Source organism: Bacillus sp. GZB, from assembly GCF_001975995.1.
GTDB lineage: Bacteria > Bacillota > Bacilli > Bacillales > Bacillaceae > Bacillus > Bacillus velezensis.
Genome location: NZ_MTQG01000010.1, coordinates 137968 through 153806 on the forward strand (window position 1 = coordinate 137968; position 15839 = coordinate 153806).

Genomic DNA, 15839 nt, shown 5'->3' on the forward strand with positions numbered 1-15839 from the left:
CGAAGAACACGAACGTATGGTTGCAGGAGGAAAGGTGGAAATTCAGATGAGTAAACGAGAAGCGTTTAATGATACGTTTTTAAAAGCGGCACGGGGAGAAAAAACAAATCACGTCCCTGTCTGGTACATGAGACAGGCGGGGAGGTCTCAGCCGGAATACCGCAAGCTGAAGGAAAAGTACGGCTTAGTCGAAATTACGCATCAGCCCGAGCTGTGCGCGTATGTGACGAGGCTCCCGGTCGAGCAGTACGGAGTGGACGCTGCCATTTTATATAAAGACATTATGACGCCGCTTCCTTATATCGGAGTGGATGTTGAAATAAAAAACGGAATCGGCCCGGTGATCGATCAGCCGGTGCGCTCTGCTGCAGATATTGAAAAGCTCGGCGAACTGAATCCCGAACAGGATGTTCCTTACGTGCTGGAAACGATCCGATTACTCGTAAACGAACAGCTGAATGTTCCGCTCATCGGTTTTTCGGGAGCGCCTTTTACGCTGGCCAGTTATATGATTGAAGGCGGGCCTTCTAAAAATTACAACAAAACAAAAGCGTTTATGCACAGTATGCCGCAAGCGTGGCAAATGCTGATGGACAAGCTCGCGGACATGATTATCGTTTATGCGAAAGCGCAGATTAACGCCGGCGCAAAAGCCATTCAGATTTTTGATTCATGGGTCGGCGCGCTGAACCGCGAAGATTACCGGCAGTTTATAAAACCGGTGATGGACAGAATTTTCAGGGAGCTTTCAGCAGAGCAAGTTCCGCTGATCATGTTCGGCGTAGGTGCAAGCCACCTGGCCGGGGATTGGCATGACCTTCCTCTTGATGTCGTCGGTCTTGATTGGAGACTCGGCATAGATGACGCCAGAAAACAAGGCATTACAAAAACGGTTCAGGGCAATCTTGATCCGTCGCTTCTTCTTGCGCCTTGGGAAGTCATCGAGAAAAAAGCGAAAGCGATACTTGATCAAGGCATGAAAACGGACGGGTTTATTTTCAATTTAGGGCATGGCGTATTCCCTGATGTCAATCCGGCAACGCTGAAAAAGCTGACGGCGTTTGTACATGAATATTCCGCGGCCAAAAAAACGGAACAATCTACCTGAGCAGATCGTTGGTTATAAGAAGATTTTCCTGTCAAAATCAAGGTAGACAGACCATCAAAAGAGGTGTTTAACAAAATGAGCAGCAAAAAGAAAATGGGACTTCTTGTCATGGCTTACGGAACGCCTTACAAAGAAGAGGACATAGAACGTTATTATACGCATATCAGACGCGGAAGAAAGCCGGAGCCTCATATGCTTCAAGATTTAAAAGACAGATATGAAGCGATCGGAGGCATTTCGCCGCTTGCAAAAATTACGCAGGAGCAGGCGGAGAAGCTCGCACAGCGTTTAAATGAAATCCAGGATGACATAACATTCAAAGTGTACATCGGATTAAAACATATTGAACCGTTTATTGAAGACGCGGTGGCGGACATGCATAAAGACGGCATTACAGAAGCTGTCAGCCTTGTGCTCGCCCCTCATTTTTCAACATTCAGCGTTCAGTCATACAACAAACGCGCGAAAGAAGAAGCGGAGAAGCTCGGCGGCTTGACCATCAAGTCTGTTGAAAGCTGGTATGATGAACCGAAATTCGTTGATTATTGGGTCGGCCAGGTGAAGAAAACATATGAATCAATGCCGAAAGAAGAACGGGATGACGCGATGCTGATCGTCTCAGCGCACAGCCTCCCTGAAAAAATAAAAGAATACGGCGATCCGTATCCTGACCAGCTGGAGGAATCCGCAAAACTGATTGCCGAAGGCGCCGGAATTACCGATTACGCAGTCGGCTGGCAAAGCGAAGGGAACACCCCTGATCCGTGGCTCGGGCCGGATGTGCAGGATCTCACGCGCGAGCTGTATCAAAAGCATCCTTATAAAGCATTTGTATACGTGCCCGCAGGCTTCGTTGCCGATCATTTAGAGGTGCTTTACGATAATGATTATGAATGCAAAGCAGTGACCGAAGAAGTCGGCGCAAGCTACTATCGTCCGGCTATGCCGAACGCACAGCCTGAATTTATCGACTCGCTTGCAGCGGTCGTGCTGAAAGAGCTGGACAAGTAGAATTAAACGGTAAAGAAGGCGATAAAAATGAGTGGCGATAAAAAACATCTGGTCATCATCGGCGGCGGCATAACGGGATTAGCCGCCGCCTTCTACATGGAAAAAGAAATCAAAGAAAAACAGCTGCCGCTTGAGGTCACCCTGATCGAAGCAGGCCCGAGAGCCGGCGGCAAAATTCAGACGGCGCATAAAGACGGCTACATCATTGAGCGGGGCCCGGATTCTTTTTTGGAAAGGAAAAAAAGCGCGCCGCAGCTCGTCAAGGATTTGGGGCTTGAGCATCTGCTCGTCAACAATGCGACCGGACAGTCTTACGTGCTCGTCAACGAGACGCTTCATCCGATGCCGAAGGGCGCGGTGATGGGCATTCCTACCAAAATCGCTCCGTTCATCTCCACCGGTTTATTTTCTGTTCCCGGAAAAGCGCGGGCGGCGCTTGACTTTGTCCTGCCTGCGAGCAAACCGAAGGAAGATCAGTCTCTGGGTGAATTTTTCCGCAGACGCGTCGGTGACGAAGTCGTTGAGAATTTAATAGAACCGCTATTATCAGGGATTTATGCCGGAGATATTGATAAGCTGAGCCTCATGTCCACGTTTCCGCAATTCTATCAGACTGAGCAGAAGCACAGAAGCCTGATTCTCGGTATGAAAAAATCACGTCCGCAGCCTTCGGGACAGCAGCTGACGGCCAAAAAGCAGGGCCAGTTTTTAACGCTGACGACAGGGCTTCAAACGTTGGTGGAGGAGCTGGAAAAGCAGCTTACGCTGACAAAAGTGATGAAAGGCACGAAAGTCACCCATATCGGCCGCGAGGAGAAGGGATACTCCGTGACGCTTGATAACGGCAAAGTGCTTTATGCGGAAGGATGCATAGTGACAGCCCCGCATAAAGCCGCGGCGAAAATGCTTTCTGATCTGCCGGCGGTTTCATGTCTCAAAGACATGCATTCTACGTCCGTTGCCAACGTCGCCTTAGGTTTTCCTGAGGGTGCCGTCAAGATGAAGCATGAAGGTACGGGATTCGTTATCTCAAGAAACAGCGACTTCTCCATCACGGCCTGCACATGGACGAATAAAAAATGGCCGCACGCGGCGCCGGAGGGCAAAACGCTTCTCAGGGCGTACGTCGGAAAGGCCGGAGATGAATCCATCGTAGATCTTTCAGATAACGAGATCATTAAAATCGTAATGGAAGATTTGAAAAAAGTAATGAAAATAAATGGCGAACCGGAAATGACCTGTGTGACCCGCTGGAACGAAAGCATGCCGCAATACCATGTCGGCCATAAGGAGCGCATCAAAGAGTTCAGAGATGCGCTGAAAGCTTCCTATCCGGGCGTATACGCGACGGGCGCGTCTTTCGAAGGGGTGGGCATCCCCGACTGTATCGACCAGGGAAAAGCCGCCGTATATGATTCACTGGCTTATATATTTGAAACGTACCAGCCTCCGTTATCGTAAAACGGAGGTTTTTTTGCATGTTCCCGTTCTGTAAAGGGAACACAAATAAAGAGAAAAAACATTTGAATCTTCTTTGCGACTGTGATAAGTTATCTTATGTACAAAATGACTAAAACGTTCAAACGGTCAATTTAACGAGGTGGGAAACATGTCCGTCGATCGGAAAAAGCTCATTCTGGAAGCGGCAACGAAGTCTTTTACACAATTCGGCTACAAAGCAACGACAATGGATCTGGTGGCAAAGCTTGCAAATGTGGGGAAGGGAACCATCTACACGTTTTTCAAAAACAAAGAAGAACTGTTTGATGATATTTTCACCACTATTTTAAGAGAAATGAAGGAACACGCAGACGAAGCGATGAAACCGGAGCTTTCATTTCACGAAAATGTCCACCGGGCGCTTGTCGCGATTTTGGAATTCAGAAAAACACACCAGCTGACTATTAAAATTTTTCAGGAGAACGCCGAGATTGGTACAATAGCCGTTCAGGATGTCATTGTGAAAATGGAGCGGGCCATTCTGTCATACATTAAAGAAAAGATAGAAACAGCCATTGAAAACGGAAGCATTAAACCGTGTGATCCGGAACTGACCGCTTTTGTGATGCTCAAGCTCTACATCGCACTGATATTTGACTGGGAAAAAAACCATCCGCCTCTTGAAAAAGAGACGATCGCTGAATTGCTGGAAATGTATGTTGGTCAAGGATTATCTAAATAATAGATGATCCTTCACTTTTTAGGTGCCGTGACCGTTTTGTCAAATGAGTCAGTTTGCGGAAGGAGGCAACAGGGTTGAATACAATAAAAAGCCAGTGGAAAGACATTGTAACGAACAAGAAACTGTTAATCCCCATCATTGCCATATTATTCGTTCCGCTGATTTACAGCGGAGTGTTTTTGAAGGCGTACTGGGACCCGTACGGCACGGTGGATCAGCTGCCGGTTGTCGTTGTCAACCAGGATAAAGGGGCGGACTACGAAGGGAAACATCTTCAGATCGGTGACGATCTTGTGAAAGAGTTAAAGAAAAATGATAATTTTGATTGGCATTTTTCAAGCGATCTTGATCAATCGTTAAAGGACTTATTAAATGCTAAATATTATTTATTGGTCGAGATTCCTGAAGATTTTTCTAAAAACGCCAGCACGGTAATGGATAAAAATCCGAAGAAGCTGGATCTGAAATATCATACGAATGCCGGATCAAACTATGTCGGCGCGACAATCGGGGAAAAGGCGATCGACAAACTGAAAGCCTCCGTGTCGAAAGAAGTGACGGAGCAATACGCAAAAGTCATTTTTGATAACTTTAAAGATATTGCCAAAGGGCTCGGCAAAGCCAGCAGCGGCGCCAAGAAAATAGACGACGGCACGAAAAACGCGAAAGACGGCAGCGCCAAGCTGAAGGAAAATTTAGCGAAGCTTACTGAAAGCACCGCCACCATCAGCGATAAAACGCAGCAGCTTGCAGACGGAGCGGTGAAAGTGACAAGCGGAATTCAAACGCTTGACAGCTCTATCGCAAAACTTCAGAGCGCAAGCGCCGAAATTCAAGATAAATCAGGACAGATTGCTTCAGGAGGAGGCCAAGTGGCCAGCGGGCTGAAAACGAGCCTTGACGCACAAAAGCAGCTCCAACAAAAGCTTCCGGATTTAACGAATGGATTAAGCGCGTTAAACAGCAAGGCGCAGGAAGTGTCGCAAAAAGCGGCGGCATTTGAAGATGCGATCAATTCAGTCAACCTGTCAGACATTGAAAACGCGGTTGGGCAGCTCGAGCAGACTGAAAAGGATCTGCAGCAGTTTAAGAAGAAGCTTTCTGATCTGAAAAACAACCTGGATGCCCGGGATGACGCGGTCAAAAAGGTGATTAAGGACAGTGATTTCTTAACGGATGAGCAAAAAGCGAAACTTGTTCAGCTTCTGAATGAGAAGCTTCCGAAAGCCGACCTTCCGGATTTAGACAATATCGTCAGCCAGCTTCCGTCCGGCGGAGATATTCAGCTTCCGGATATGTCAGTCATAAAAAGCGCGCTCAAAGATGTAAAAGCGAAGGCTGATCAGCTGAAAGCACTGCCTCAGTCCACATCGAAACTGTATAACGGCGCAGCGGCGGTACAAGACGCGATTAACCAGCTGACGGCTGGAACTGATAAATTGTACAGCGGAGCGCAGACCGTTTTTGAAAGCCAAAACAAACTGACAGCCGGCATCGGCGAATACAACAGCAAGTTCGGACAGCTCAAATCAGGATCAGAAGCGTTAGTGTCAGGGAGCGGCCAAGTATCAGACGGCTTAACGAAACTGCTGGACGCGCAAAACAAAATCCATGACGGCTCGTCCAAAATTGAGCAGGGTCAAGCGTCTCTCGGCACCGGTTTAAGCAAGCTTTTAGACGGCACCGGACAATTGTCCAGCCAGCTGAAAGATGCGGCCGATCAAACCGGGGACATTAAGACAGATGACAAAACGTACAGCATGTTTGCCGATCCGGTAAAAACGGACGATAACGCGATTCATTCCGTGCCTAACTACGGTACCGGACTGACGCCTTATATTCTCTCTATGGGCTTGTATGTCGGCGGCTTGATGCTGACGGTCGTATTCCCTCTGAGTGAAGCTTCAGGGCGTCCGAGAAACGGTTTTGAATGGTTCCTCAGCAAATTCAGCGTTATTCTGCTCGTCGGACTGATTCAATCCGTTATTGTCGCCACGGTTCTGTTGAAAGGAATCGGGCTTGATGTGGAGAGCACTTGGAGATTCTATCTCTTTACGATGATTACCAGCATCGCGTTCCTGTCCATGATTCAATTATTGGCGACAACGATGGGAAATCCGGGACGCTTTATCGCTGTCATCATTCTGGTGCTCCAGCTCGGGGCAAGCGGAGGAACCTTCCCGCTTGAACTCCTCCCGGGATTCTATCAAGTGATTCACGGGGCACTGCCGATGACTTACAGCATCAACGGGTTCCGCGCCGTCATCTCAAATGGCGATTACGGCTATATGTGGCAGCAGGCATCCATTCTGTTGGGCATCGCCGTTGTCATGATCGCGCTGACCATCGTGTATTTTACGGTGCAAAGCAAAAAAGAACACAAAACGGAAGAAGAAATAACAGCATAAGAAAAAGAGGCTCCTGAGCAGATGCTCAGGGCCTCTTTTTTTTAGATTTCGATCGTCGTATGATTAAAATCCCCATCTCACCAACAGTCCGGTATACGTTAATCCTCCGCCGAACCCGAATAATACCAGCGTCTGGCCTTCCGACAGTTTTTTTGCTTTCACAGCTTCATCCAATGCGAGAATAATAGAAACCGATGAAGTGTTGCCGTAATATTCAACGCTTGTCAATGTCCGTTCAAGCGGGAAGGGCAGTTTTTCGCAGATGGATTCGATCATCCGCATGTTGGCGCTGTGAGGAACGAACCAATCCAGATCGTCTTTTGAAAAGCCGGCTTTTTCTAAAAGGGCATTGCATTCCTCAGGCACGGTTCTGGCCGCCCATTTATATACTTCGCGCCCGTTTTGCACCATATTTCCTCCGCCTTTAAGCGGCTCGCCGTTTAATTCTGCGCTCAGTCCCGTGCGATACAGCACGTCCGCGCTGCCTCCCGCTGTTCCTTGCACGGCTGCCAAAAAGCCCGGCGCTGATTCGTCGCGTTCCACCAATAGGGCGCCAGCAGCGTCTCCGAAAAGAACGCAGGTCGTCCGGTCAGTATAATCCGTTACCTTTGATAATGTTTCGCCGGCAATGACAATCACTTTTTGATGGGAACCGGCGGTAATTAATGCGTCTGCGAGCTGAAGGCCGTAAGTGAGTCCGGCGCATGTGGCGTTAATATCAAGCGCCCCTGTGTGCGGCCAGCCGAAGTAAGCCTGCACGCGTGCCGCGGTGCTTGGAAACGCATAGTCCGCCGTCGTTGTGGCGACAAGGATCATATCGACATCATCAAGAGTTCCGCTGTATCGTTCTGCAAGGTTTTTCACCGCTTCCACACACAAATCCGATGTGAATTCATGTTCGCCGGCAATGCGTCTTTCCTTCATACCGGTGCGCTGGACGATCCATTCATCAGATGTATCGACGATGCGCTCCAAATCCGCGTTTGTTAATCGGCGTGCCGGAGCATATGTACCGATTGCTGTAATTTTAGATTTTGACATGAAAAAATCACTCCTTTATATCAGATTATAACACCTGATATTATTACTTGGTACTAATTTTAATAAAAAAACCCAAGCAGCATCCGCTGTTTGGGGAGCATGAGAATCTATTTGTAAAACGGGCTTGTGTGAACGATTACCAATGACGGCAGCGGCAGCATGAATGATGATGCTTCTTTTTTTCTTTCTTCTTTTTTTCTTTCTTCTTTTTGCAAGGGTCTTCTTTTTTCTTTTTACAGTGATCTTTTTCTTTTTTACAGCCCCAGAAGGCTGCACCAGACCAATCATCCTCAAACCAATCCTCAAACCAATCATTATGAAATCTTTTCCGCTTGTGCGGTTTACGGCTGATCATACATTTCCCTCCTATGCTCATGCTCCCTTCATTCTATGAAAAAAGAGAAGGAAAAGATTGGACGGGTTGTGGATCAAAAGAGTATATTTTAAGAAGAATAAAATTGATAGGAGGAATGACCTGTGGAAAATATGAAACATACGATGGAACTGATTAAAGAATTGGTGTCGATTCCGAGTCCGACGGGCAATACATACGAGGTTATCGCCTATACAGAAAGTCTTTTAAAAGAATGGGGCGTCTCCTCTTACAGAAACCGCAAAGGCGGTCTTTTTGTCACAATTCCCGGCCGTGATGACAAGAAACACAGATTGCTGACGGCGCATGTCGATACGCTCGGCGCGATGGTAAAGGAAATAAAGGCGGACGGCCGGCTGAAGATTGACTTGATCGGCGGCTTCCGCTATCACTCGATTGAAGGGGAATATTGCGAGATCCAAACTTCTTCCGGCAAAACCTATACAGGCACCATTTTAATGCATCAGACTTCAGTGCACGTCTACAAGGACGCCGGCAAGGCAGAGCGGAATCAGGAGAATATGGAAGTCCGCCTTGATGAGCCTGTCCGGACGAAGGAAGAGACGTCTGATCTCGGCATCAGGGTCGGCGATTTCATCTCATTTGACCCGCGTGTGCAGATTACGCCGAGCGGCTTTATTAAGTCCCGTCATCTTGATGACAAAGCGAGCGTGGCTCTGCTCTTGAATTTAATCCGCCGCATCACGGAAGAGAAAATCGAACTTCCGTATACGACGCATTTTCTGATTTCTAATAATGAAGAAATCGGCTACGGCGGCAATTCCAACATTCCTCCTGAGACCGTCGAATACTTGGCTGTTGATATGGGAGCGATCGGCGACGGCCAGTCTACGGATGAATATACCGTCTCCATTTGCGTGAAGGATGCGAGCGGCCCGTACCATTATCAGCTCAGAAAACATCTGGCCGGGCTTGCGGAGCGCTATGGCATTGATTATCAGCTTGATATTTATCCGTATTACGGTTCTGATGCCTCAGCAGCCATCCGTTCGGGCCATGACATCGTCCACGGGCTGATCGGCCCGGGAATTGATGCTTCACACGCTTTTGAACGCACGCATGAATTATCGCTTCTTAATACGGCGAAGCTTTTGCACCGGTACGTTCTATCGCCGATGGCATAAAAAACCCTGCGCGGAAATCATTCCGTGCAGGGTTTTCATTTTAACCTGAGATGGTTGTGTTTTGTTCTGTTTTGGCGAGGCTCATGACCTTCGCGCCTTTAACGGGATCATACTGGCCTTCCCATTTTGACATCACAACGGATGCCAGCGCGTTTCCGGTCAGATTGACGACCGTACGGGCCATGTCCATAATCCGGTCAACACCGGCGATGAATGCAAGGCCTTCTGCAGGAATGTTGAATGCGCCTAATGTCGCAAGCAGGACGACGAAAGAAGTCCCGGGCACGGCAGCCATTCCTTTGGAAGTGACCATCAAGACAAGCACAAGGGTAATCTGCTGCCAAATGGACAAGTCAATGTGGTATACCTGAGCGAGGAATAAAGCGGCGATAGATTGGTACAGCACAGATCCGTCTAAGTTAAAGGTATATCCGATCGGCACAACAAAGGAAACAATACCTTTCGGACAGCCGATTTTCTCCATTTTTTCCATAACGCGGGGGAGTACGGTTTCGGAGCTTGACGTACTGAACGCTAATAAAATTTCATCCTTCATATAGGCGAGGAATTTGAAAATGTTTACTCCGGCAAGCTTTCCGACGATTCCGAATACAACAATGAGAAAGAAAGCCAAAGCTACATATACTAAACCGACCAGTTTACCGAGTGAAAGCAGGGAACTGAGCCCAAATTTGGAAACGGTAACACCAATCAACGCAAAAACACCAAACGGCGCAACTTTCATGACGAGGTTCACAACATGGAACATCGCATGAGAAACACCTTCAAAGAAGGCCAAGACAGGCTTTCCTTTTTCACCGATTGCCGAGATGCCGAGTGCAAACAGCACGGTAAAGCAGATGATGGCAAGCAGATCTCCTTCGGCTAATGATTGGAAGAAGTTTGTCGGTACGATATGCAGGAATGTGTCTGCGATAGATTTGTTATTTTGTTCTTTTTCTGTTTCAACATATTGACTGATATCTGTCTTTTGAGCTTCATGTATATTAACGCCTGCTCCCGGCTGAAACAGATTCGCCAAAGCCAGTCCGAGAATAATGGCAAAAGTGGTAATGATCTCAAAATACAAAATCGTTCTGAAGCCTAATTTTCCGACTTGTTTTCCGCTTCCCGCACCGGCAACGCCGATGATTAAGCTGGAGACGACAATTGGAATCACTATCATTTTGATTAAGCGTAAAAACAAATCGCCGATAGGCTGTAAATATGTTGGAATGGCGGGATTGCCGTACCAGATGACACCGACTACAACCCCTAGTATGAGTCCGACGAAAATTTGCGTCGCTAGTCCAAAGCGTAATTTTTTCATAGATTACCTCCCGAAGAAAAAAGTGCAATAAGTATCTAAAAAGATAGCTATTAGAACAAATTATAATAGAAAAGAAAACAATCCGTCTATAGAAAAATATAGATTGAAAATACTGAATCTTTTAAAACGTACAGATAATTGCTAATAATGGTGAATAACGCCCTATTCAGAAAGTATGATGACGGCCGAAAAAACAGGCGCCGCACAACTTAGAATTGTGCGGCGCCCTATTGTCACATATCCTTAATTTTCAAGCAGTCATTGCACAGATTAATGTGACACTCATACTGCTCAACAATCTCATTTCCGCATTCTTCGCATTTCTTACCGGGTAAATTTCTGAAAAAATCCGACATCTTTTCCAACATACCCATCCCTCTTTCGTTGTTTTGTCTTTATATTGTATTATAACAGTTTTGGAAAATCAACGGCTGTTTTGGCACAATGTTTAAAACATGCAATTTGTACGAAAAATAGGTATATTGGAGGAAAGGATCTTTTTATCATAAACATTCGGAGGACCATATGAAAATTACAGTTATTGGATGCTGCGGCGGGTTTCCGGCCGCAAACGAAGCAACTTCAGGCTATCTGTTTCAGTCCGGCGGCTATTCTCTGCTCGTCGATTGCGGAAGCGCCGTATTATCAAAGCTGTTTGCCTATGTTCCGGCAGAAGAGCTTGATGCCGTCATTTTGTCCCATTATCACCATGATCATATCGCTGATATCGGGCCGCTTCAATTTGCCAAACAGGTCGGCTCCTTTCTCGGAAAAGGGACGCATGCACTGCCGATTTACGGGCATGATGCTGATATAGAACAGTTTGAGCGTCTTACATATAAAACGCATACAAAGGGAGTGGCCTATCAGCCGGACCGCCCGCTTTCTGCCGGGCCGTTCACCATTACCTTTCTGAAAACGGTGCATCCGGTCACTTGTTATGCGATGCGGATTACTGACGGTTCAGCTTCTGTTGTGTATACGGCTGATTCAAGCTACCAGGACGCGTTTATCCCGTTTGCCGAAAATGCCGATCTGCTGATCTGCGAGTGCAATTTTTACGCAGACCAGGACGGCACGTCAGCCGGCCATATGAACAGTTTGGAAGCCGGACGTATCGCGAAGGAGGCCGGAGCGGGGGAGCTGATTCTCACGCATCTGCCTCATTTCGGCGAGCACCGGAAGCTGAAAGAAGAAGCGGAATCCGTGTTCGGGGGCGAAGTGACAATCGCCGCTTCCGGATTGAAGTGGGAGAAATAAAGGAGGAGCACCATGTTATTTATCGACAACCAAAACATAACCGATCCGAGGATCAACCTCGCGATCGAGGAATATTGCGTGAAGCATCTCGACCCTGAACAGACTTACCTGCTGTTTTATGTCAATCAGCCGTCGATTATCATCGGGAAGAACCAAAACACAATAGAAGAAATCAATACGAAATACGTAGAAGATAACGGAATTATCGTCGTCCGCAGGCTGTCAGGAGGCGGTGCGGTTTACCATGACCTCGGGAATCTGAATTTCAGTTTTATCACCAAGGATGACGGCGACAGCTTTCACAATTTTAAAAAATTCACCGAACCCGTTATTCAGGCGCTGCGTCAGCTCGGTGTGGAAGCTGAATTAAGCGGCCGAAACGACATCGTCGCGGACGGCAGAAAAATTTCCGGCAACGCTCAATTTTCGACGAAAGGGCGTATTTTCAGCCACGGAACATTAATGCTGGATTCCGCCATTGATCATGTTGTGTCAGCCTTGAAAGTGAAAAAAGACAAAATCGAATCAAAAGGCATTAAGTCAATCAGAAGCCGTGTCGCCAACATCAGCGAGTTTCTTGATGACAAAATGACGGCGGACGAATTCAAAAAGCACCTGCTTCACCATATTTTTAATACAAATGATCTCTCCGAAGTACCGGAATATAAACTGACCGATGAAGACTGGAAAGCGATCCGGAAGATTTCCGAAGAGCGCTATCAAAACTGGGGCTGGAATTTCGGCAGGTCGCCCGCATTTAATCTTCAGCATTCGAAACGTTATCCGGTCGGATCGATTGATCTGCGTCTTGAAGTGAAAAAAGGAATCATTCAGGACTGCAAAATTTTCGGTGATTTCTTCGGTGCAAAAGATGTGAGTGAAGTCGAACAGGCGCTGACCGGAAAACAGTATGACAGAACCGCTATCAGGGAGGCTCTGGCCGGAATCGATCTGAAACAGTATTTCGGCAAAATAGAGCTGGAAGATTTCCTCGAGCTGATTTATTAGAACATTTGCCGAACGCATGATTTGAATCAGCGCCCGTTTTTGTGAAATGATAGAACCATAATGAATGGGGAGGGATCATGATGAAAGTATTTCTCATCGGAGCAAACGGACAGATCGGACAGCGGCTGACCGGACTGTTTCAAAAAGACGGCACGCATACGCTGCGGGCGATGGTCCGGAAACAAGAGCAGAAAGAAGCGCTTCAAGCCGCGGGAACAGAAGCCGTTCTTGCAGATTTGGAAGGAAGCACAGAAGACATCGCGAAAGCCGCTGAAGGCTGTGACGCGATTGTGTTTACCGCCGGATCAGGGGGAAGCACCGGATACGATAAGACGCTTTTGATTGATCTTGACGGAGCCGCGAAAGCGATAGAAGCGGCAAAGAAAGCCGGCATCAAGCGGTTCATTATGGTAAGCGCCCTGCAGGCTCATAACCGCGGCAATTGGAATGAAGCGCTGAAGCCGTATTACGTCGCAAAGCATTATGCGGACAAAATTCTTGAAGCGAGCGGTCTGACGTATACGATTATCCGGCCGGGCGGGTTATTAAATGATCCCGGCACGGGAAATATCAAAGCCGCGGCCGATTTAGAAAGAGGCTCCATTTCAAGAGACGATGTCGCCAAGACCGTTATCGCATCCCTTGATGAACCGAATACGTATGAAAAAGCGTTCGATCTGACAGCGGGCGGCACGCCGGTCAGTGAAGCGCTGAAACAATTATAGTTTCCGGTTTTACGGCACTCGGGGCTTTTTGCCCTTGAGTGTTTTTCTATATTTTTCTATAATAAAAGTGAACGTTTATTCCGGATAAATGAATGACTATTCATTCATTACTTTTTTAAAGGGGTGGGAAAATGAATCTGGTTTCCAAATTGGAAGAAACGGCATCGCAGAAACCGGAAAAACCAGCTTGTCTGTTTCAAGATCAGTACATGACGTATGAGGAGCTGGCAGGTAAAATCAAAGCATTTGCAAACGGCTTGGAGGACAGGGGGCTGAAAAAAGGGGATCATCTCGCGCTGCTGCTCGGAAATACGCCTGATTTTGTTATTGCGTTTTTCGGCGCGTTAAAAGCGGGAATTGTCGTCATACCTGTTAATCCGGCATATACACCTTCAGAAATCGCATACATGCTGAAAAACGGCGATGTCAAAGCGATCGCCGCCATCGACCTTTTAATTCCCGTATTTGAAAGCCTGCACGGCTCGCTGCCGCTGTTGGAGCATATCATTATCAGCCAGACAGCAGAGAACGCTCCATCGACAGAAGACCCTCAATTGCGCTTAAAAATGACAACGTTTACAAAAATGCTCCGCCCGGCGGAGCGCAGCAGAACTTATCCGACATTGTCCAAAGATGATACTGCCGTCATTTTATACACCTCAGGGACGACCGGAAAACCGAAAGGCGCCATGCTCACCCATCAGAATCTTTTCTCCAATGCAAATGATGTCGCCGGATACTTAGGAATGAATGAGAAAGACAAAATTGTGGCGGCATTGCCGATGTTTCACGTTTTTTGTTTAACCGTTTGTATGAATGCGCCTCTGATGAGCGGAGCGTGTGTCTTAATCGAGCCGCAATTCAGCCCGGCTTCTGTGTTTAAACTGATTAAAAGCCGTCAGGCAACCATTTTTGCCGGAGTTCCGACGATGTATAACTATCTGTATCAATACGAGCACGGCAAGGCGGAGGATTTTGCGTCCGTCAGACTGTGCATTTCAGGCGGGGCCTCCATGCCGGTCGCTCTGTTGCAGACGTTTGAACAAACCTTTGACGTCACCATTCTGGAGGGGTACGGACTTTCTGAAGCGTCTCCGGTTACTTGTTTTAATCCGTTTGACCGGGGGAGAAAGCCCGGCTCGATCGGGACGAATATTTTACATGTCGAAAATAAAGTCGTCGATACACTCGGACGCGAATTGCCCGACCATCAAGTGGGAGAATTGATCGTGAAAGGGCCGAATGTAATGAAAGGCTATTACAAGATGCCCGAGGAGACGGAGCACGCGTTGAAAGACGGCTGGCTGTACACGGGTGATTTGGCGAAGCGCGATGAAGACGGTTATTTTTATATCGTCGACAGAAAAAAAGATATGATTCTCGTCGGCGGATACAACGTCTATCCGCGCGAAGTAGAAGAAGTGCTCTACAGCCATGAGGGCATTAAAGAAGCCGTGGTCATCGGCGTTCCTGACGCCAAAACGGGGGAAGCGGTGCATGCTTATATAGTGCCTGGGGACGGTGAGCTGACAGAGCAGGCGGTTTTTGATTACTGTGAAACACATTTGGCAAAATATAAACGGCCGGCGGAAGTGGTTTTTCTTGATGAGATTCCGAAGAACGCGACCGGGAAGCTGCTGAGACGGGCGGTCCGGGACATGCTTCCGAAATGACGGACGAAAAGCGAAGCCGGGGGGCTTCGCTTTTACATGCTGATCCGGTCAGCTCTGTGATTCTTCCTTAATGATGCTTTGCACAAGCTTCGTATCATGCCGGGTCAGTTTGTAATACGTGTTTTTATACTTGTACATCATATAATTGCCGCTTTCGAGCCACATGCTGAATGAATCAAAACGGTCTTCATGGTATTTGACCGTTCCGTCATAATCGGGAGATACGCTTTTGGTCAGTTTGACTTGTTTTCCTTGGTTCAAGATATCGAGCATATCTTTTACATTCTGCCTGTCTTTAATTTTGATTTCTTTTTTTCCGTGCTCTGACAGAATAATCAGATCTGCGTTGCTTGATGGAAACACATCGCCGGTCCGGCTGTATACATAGAAGAAAGCAATAACCAAAAGGGCGATTACTACAATAAACGCGATTATTTTTTTCATATTCATCACTCCGTCTTTTAGTCTTTCCCGCTTCCTGTTGTTCCATTCTTTTCTGTTGTGAAAAGATTAACATCCGTTTCGGAGGCTTGGTTCTATTTATTTGCATTTATGCTTACAATAGGAGTAAGTCA

At 47.3% G+C, this 15839-nt stretch carries 15 protein-coding genes; 10 read left to right on the plus strand and 5 right to left on the minus strand.

Annotated features, from left to right (window positions below; translation table 11 throughout):
• Positions 1-46: 46 nt before the first annotated feature.
• The 5 genes from hemE to BXO87_RS00925 all read left to right on the plus strand — a co-directional run bounded on the left by hemE (position 47) and on the right by BXO87_RS00925 (position 6709).
• Entirely contained in the window at positions 47-1108 is a 1062-nt protein-coding gene (gene hemE / locus BXO87_RS00905; RefSeq protein WP_038460680.1) for a uroporphyrinogen decarboxylase, read from the plus strand.
• 75 nt (positions 1109-1183) lie between these two features.
• Positions 1184-2119 carry a ferrochelatase gene (hemH, locus tag BXO87_RS00910; protein WP_038457499.1) on the plus strand — a complete coding sequence of 312 codons (936 nt, stop codon included), beginning with the start codon at positions 1184-1186 and terminating at the stop codon, positions 2117-2119.
• Between the two features lie 27 nt (positions 2120-2146).
• Positions 2147-3580 carry a protoporphyrinogen oxidase gene (gene hemY, locus BXO87_RS00915; RefSeq protein ID WP_038457501.1) on the plus strand — a complete coding sequence of 478 codons (1434 nt, stop codon included), beginning with the start codon at positions 2147-2149 and terminating at the stop codon, positions 3578-3580.
• 148 nt (positions 3581-3728) lie between these two features.
• The gene (locus BXO87_RS00920) at positions 3729-4301 is read left to right on the plus strand and encodes a TetR/AcrR family transcriptional regulator (RefSeq protein ID WP_007610428.1); all 573 of its coding nucleotides are present in this window, start codon (positions 3729-3731) and stop codon (positions 4299-4301) included.
• A 74-nt stretch (positions 4302-4375) separates the two neighbouring features.
• Positions 4376-6709: a YhgE/Pip domain-containing protein gene (locus BXO87_RS00925; protein ID WP_038457502.1), complete on the plus strand. Its 2334-nt coding sequence runs from the start codon at positions 4376-4378 to the stop codon at positions 6707-6709.
• 63 nt (positions 6710-6772) lie between these two features.
• Here the strand turns inward: BXO87_RS00925 and fabHB are convergent, their stop codons facing one another.
• Complete coding sequence (fabHB, locus tag BXO87_RS00930) at positions 6773-7750, minus strand: beta-ketoacyl-ACP synthase III FabHB (protein WP_003155217.1); 978 nt, start codon at positions 7748-7750, stop codon at positions 6773-6775.
• Positions 7751-7886: 136 nt separating this feature from the next.
• Positions 7887-8105, minus strand: a complete 219-nt coding sequence (locus BXO87_RS21180) for a hypothetical protein (protein ID WP_038457505.1) — start codon at positions 8103-8105, stop codon at positions 7887-7889.
• A 131-nt stretch (positions 8106-8236) separates the two neighbouring features.
• Here BXO87_RS21180 and BXO87_RS00940 point away from each other — a divergent pair, with 131 nt between their 5' ends.
• Positions 8237-9268: a M42 family metallopeptidase gene (locus BXO87_RS00940; protein ID WP_007409206.1), complete on the plus strand. Its 1032-nt coding sequence runs from the start codon at positions 8237-8239 to the stop codon at positions 9266-9268.
• 40 nt (positions 9269-9308) lie between these two features.
• On the opposite strand, the gene BXO87_RS00945 is transcribed toward BXO87_RS00940, so the two are convergent.
• Complete coding sequence (locus tag BXO87_RS00945) at positions 9309-10598, minus strand: cation:dicarboxylate symporter family transporter (protein WP_038457508.1); 1290 nt, start codon at positions 10596-10598, stop codon at positions 9309-9311.
• A gap of 233 nt (positions 10599-10831) precedes the next feature.
• The gene (gene yhfH, locus BXO87_RS00950) at positions 10832-10972 is read right to left on the minus strand and encodes a protein YhfH (protein ID WP_012117221.1); all 141 of its coding nucleotides are present in this window, start codon (positions 10970-10972) and stop codon (positions 10832-10834) included.
• Between the two features lie 151 nt (positions 10973-11123).
• Here yhfH and BXO87_RS00955 point away from each other — a divergent pair, with 151 nt between their 5' ends.
• The 4 genes from BXO87_RS00955 (at position 11124) to BXO87_RS00970 (ending at position 15264) form a co-directional block, all read left to right on the plus strand.
• The gene (locus BXO87_RS00955) at positions 11124-11858 is read left to right on the plus strand and encodes an MBL fold metallo-hydrolase (protein WP_007610443.1); all 735 of its coding nucleotides are present in this window, start codon (positions 11124-11126) and stop codon (positions 11856-11858) included.
• A gap of 12 nt (positions 11859-11870) precedes the next feature.
• On the plus strand, positions 11871-12866 hold the full coding sequence (lplA, locus tag BXO87_RS00960; protein ID WP_038457510.1) for a lipoate--protein ligase: 996 nt from the start codon (positions 11871-11873) through the stop codon (positions 12864-12866).
• An 80-nt stretch (positions 12867-12946) separates the two neighbouring features.
• Positions 12947-13591, plus strand: coding sequence for an SDR family oxidoreductase (locus BXO87_RS00965; RefSeq protein ID WP_038457512.1), 645 nt, complete (start codon positions 12947-12949; stop codon positions 13589-13591).
• 131 nt (positions 13592-13722) lie between these two features.
• Positions 13723-15264: a fatty acid--CoA ligase family protein gene (locus BXO87_RS00970; protein WP_038457514.1), complete on the plus strand. Its 1542-nt coding sequence runs from the start codon at positions 13723-13725 to the stop codon at positions 15262-15264.
• Positions 15265-15312: 48 nt separating this feature from the next.
• Here the strand turns inward: BXO87_RS00970 and BXO87_RS00975 are convergent, their stop codons facing one another.
• The gene (locus BXO87_RS00975; RefSeq protein WP_003155199.1) at positions 15313-15708 is read right to left on the minus strand and encodes a YhfM domain-containing protein; all 396 of its coding nucleotides are present in this window, start codon (positions 15706-15708) and stop codon (positions 15313-15315) included.
• Positions 15709-15839: the final 131 nt, after the last annotated feature.

What these genes read in the sequence shown, in the direction of transcription:
- BXO87_RS00945 (WP_038457508.1), bottom strand. Translation starts at nt 10,598, where the DNA reads ATGAAAAAATTACGCTTTGGACTAGCGACGCAAATTTTCGTCGGACTC.
- BXO87_RS00920 (WP_007610428.1), top strand. Translation starts at nt 3,729, where the DNA reads ATGTCCGTCGATCGGAAAAAGCTCATTCTGGAAGCGGCAACGAAGTCT.
- BXO87_RS00955 (WP_007610443.1), top strand. Translation starts at nt 11,124, where the DNA reads ATGAAAATTACAGTTATTGGATGCTGCGGCGGGTTTCCGGCCGCAAAC.
- hemY (WP_038457501.1), top strand. Translation starts at nt 2,147, where the DNA reads ATGAGTGGCGATAAAAAACATCTGGTCATCATCGGCGGCGGCATAACG.
- hemH (WP_038457499.1), top strand. Translation starts at nt 1,184, where the DNA reads ATGAGCAGCAAAAAGAAAATGGGACTTCTTGTCATGGCTTACGGAACG.
- lplA (WP_038457510.1), top strand. Translation starts at nt 11,871, where the DNA reads ATGTTATTTATCGACAACCAAAACATAACCGATCCGAGGATCAACCTC.
- hemE (WP_038460680.1), top strand. Translation starts at nt 47, where the DNA reads ATGAGTAAACGAGAAGCGTTTAATGATACGTTTTTAAAAGCGGCACGG.
- fabHB (WP_003155217.1), bottom strand. Translation starts at nt 7,750, where the DNA reads ATGTCAAAATCTAAAATTACAGCAATCGGTACATATGCTCCGGCACGC.
- BXO87_RS00975 (WP_003155199.1), bottom strand. Translation starts at nt 15,708, where the DNA reads ATGAAAAAAATAATCGCGTTTATTGTAGTAATCGCCCTTTTGGTTATT.
- yhfH (WP_012117221.1), bottom strand. Translation starts at nt 10,972, where the DNA reads ATGGGTATGTTGGAAAAGATGTCGGATTTTTTCAGAAATTTACCCGGT.
- BXO87_RS21180 (WP_038457505.1), bottom strand. Translation starts at nt 8,105, where the DNA reads ATGATCAGCCGTAAACCGCACAAGCGGAAAAGATTTCATAATGATTGG.
- BXO87_RS00940 (WP_007409206.1), top strand. Translation starts at nt 8,237, where the DNA reads ATGAAACATACGATGGAACTGATTAAAGAATTGGTGTCGATTCCGAGT.
- BXO87_RS00965 (WP_038457512.1), top strand. Translation starts at nt 12,947, where the DNA reads ATGAAAGTATTTCTCATCGGAGCAAACGGACAGATCGGACAGCGGCTG.
- BXO87_RS00970 (WP_038457514.1), top strand. Translation starts at nt 13,723, where the DNA reads ATGAATCTGGTTTCCAAATTGGAAGAAACGGCATCGCAGAAACCGGAA.